Below are 2,102 nucleotides of genomic sequence, written 5' to 3'. Positions count from 1 at the left end.
GATTCGGGCTGGGGTTGCGGGGGCGGGTCGGTGGGGTCGGGATTGGGAAGTGCGGGCGTGCCGTCGTCGCCAAACAGGCTCAGACTCGGGACGATCTCTTCGGCAGGCGGCTCTGCGGGGATTTCGGCAGGGATTTCGGCGGGCGTTTCAGCGGAAGCCTCGGCCGGCAACTCAGCGTCTTCTGAGTTGTCCAGCAGCTGGCCCTGCAGCGCCTCGAAGGCTGGCGGGGCTTCGCCGCCAATGTCCAGGGCGGGCAACTGTTCCAGGCTGGCCAGGCCCAGGTCGTCCAGGAAGGACTTGGTCGTCGCGTACAACGCCGGGCGACCCGGGGTCTCGCGGTGGCCGATGGCCTCGATCCAGCCGCGGTCCTCAAGCTGCTTGACGATCTGGCTGGCGACGACGATGCCACGGATGTCCTCGATGTCGCCGCGCGTAACAGGCTGGCGGTAGGCAATGATGGCCAGCGTCTCCAGCACGGCACGCGAATAGCGCGGCGGCTTCTCGGGATGCAGCCGGTCGAGGTACTCGCGCAGCTCGGGGCGGCTCTGGAAGCGCCAGCCCGAGGCCAGCGCCACCAGCTCGACGCCCTTGCCTTCCCAATCGCGGCTCAGCTCGTCAAGCAGGCTGCGCACGGTATCGGCGCCGAGTTCGTCGGCGAACAGGCTGCGCAGCTCGCGCAGCGTCAGCGGCTGCGAAGCACAGATCAGTGCGGTCTCGAGGACGCGCTTGGCATCCTGGGTGTTCATGAACGCAATCGCGCCCTCAATCAAGCCTGGCTTGGCAATCCGTCCGGGCCTGGGCGCTCACAGCGTTCGGCAGGCAATGCGGACGGGGTCTGTCCGGGCGTCACGGTGGGGCTCAACAGCCTTCCAGCGAAACGCGATCGGGGTGGTTGACCGGGCGGGCGGATGAACTGCTAACCGCACGGGTCGCGCACATTTGGCGCGCTGGCTGCCACGACAACCGAGGTGCATTGTATAGCCCTGTCAGCCGGGCAGGTCGGCGGCACCGATCTGGGCCCAGGCGGAGGCCAGGTCGGCGGGCAGCGGCGCGGTCAGCACCAGAGGTTCGCCGGTGGTCGGGTGGGTGAGGGACAGCCGTGCCGCATGCAGGGCCTGGCGCGTGAGGCCCAGGGCCGGCGCGCCGCCATAGAGCACGTCCGCCAGCATGGGGTGGCCGCTGTGCGTCAGGTGCACGCGGATCTGGTGGGTGCGACCCGTGTGCAGCACGCAATGCACCGCGCTGATGGCCCGGCCATTCACTTCGCCGACACCCAACGGAAAGAAATCGGTGCGCGCCGGCTTGCCGAGGTTGGCGRGKGCAATGGCCATCTTGACGCGCGACACCGGGTCGCGGCGCATGGCCTGGTCGACGACGAAAGGCTCCTCGACACGCCCCCAGGCCAGAGCCAGGTATTCGCGGTGCACCTCGCGCGCTGAAATCTGGCGCATCAGCGCCGTGACGGCCGCCAGCGTCTTGCCAACGACCATGACGCCGCTGGTGTCCTTGTCCAGCCGGTGCACGATGCCGCCGCGCGGCAGCGTCGCTGCGGCGGCGTGATGGGCAAGCAGGCCGTTCATCAGCGTGCCCGACCAGTTGCCCGCGGCCGGGTGCACGACCAGGCCGGCAGGMTTGTTGACCACCGCCATGTGCTCGTCCTCATAGACGAAGTCCAGCGCCATGGCCTCGGCACGGAAGGCACGGCTCTCGTCGGTCGGCAGCAATTCGATCTCGACGCGCTGGCCGGCGCGCAGCTTGTGGGCGGCCTTCTCCAGCACCTTGCCGTCCACCGTCACGCAGCCGCGCTCGATCAGGGATTGCAGATGGTTGCGCGAGAACTCCGGCGCCCGTGTCGTCAGCCAGCGGTCCAGGCGCTCGCCATGGCCGGCGGCATCGACATCTGCCGTGCGCCGTTCAGCGTCGCCGGCTTCTTCGACCCCCGGCTCGAATTCGTCCTGACCCCCCACCCTATACTCCGCGTCCATTGTTCCCTGTGACCAGCCGGCAGCATCGCCGTCGACTTCAGACATGTTTGTTGAGAAATTCAAGACCGCCCGCGTCGTCGCTGGCACTGTCCTGATGGCGTTCGCGCTGGGCTTGAG

Annotated in this window: 2 protein-coding genes; both read right to left on the bottom strand. The window is 68.4% G+C overall.

Annotated features, from left to right (window positions below; all coding sequences use genetic code 11):
* A partial coding sequence (gene scpB / locus ACXJKR_RS30730) for an SMC-Scp complex subunit ScpB (RefSeq protein ID WP_457326071.1) occupies nucleotides 1-746 on the bottom strand: 746 nt, incomplete at its 3' end.
* A gap of 240 nt (nucleotides 747-986) precedes the next feature.
* Nucleotides 987-1,985: an RluA family pseudouridine synthase gene (locus ACXJKR_RS30725; RefSeq protein WP_457326072.1), complete on the bottom strand. Its 999-nt coding sequence runs from the start codon at nucleotides 1,983-1,985 to the stop codon at nucleotides 987-989.
* Between the last annotated feature and the right edge of the window lie 117 nt (nucleotides 1,986-2,102).

This window comes from Roseateles sp. P5_E11 (assembly GCF_054049355.1).
The sequence above is the reverse complement of the archived record's forward strand: the minus strand, read 5'-3'. Positions and strand labels throughout refer to the sequence as shown.